Consider the following 272-nt stretch of genomic DNA (forward strand, 5'->3'; position numbering starts at 1 on the left):
GGGCAAGGCACCAAAGTACGCACTGACGATCGTGCCCAGGAACAGCTGCATGCCGATCAGCACGCCAAAGCGCGGGTGCGCCGCCAGCACGGCGAACGCCGGATAGGCGAGCAGCAGGAACAGCGTCGCCGCGCCGATCATGATGCCCGTGCGGCCGATGCGGTCCGACCAGTGTCCGAAGATCGGCGCGCCGATCATCTGCGTGATGCCGGTGGCAATGGTGGCGCTGAACGCGGCGGAAGCCGGGATGCCGAGCTGCTTCACGGCATAGG

The 272-nt window shown here is 67.3% G+C and carries 1 pseudogene; it reads right to left on the reverse strand.

Annotated features, from left to right (window positions below):
* Positions 1–272 (reverse strand): annotated as a pseudogene (locus RMT89_RS43055) (MFS transporter); the annotation flags it as partial.

The organism is Streptomyces sp. P17 (assembly GCF_032436805.1).
Lineage (GTDB): Bacteria > Actinomycetota > Actinomycetes > Streptomycetales > Streptomycetaceae > Streptomyces.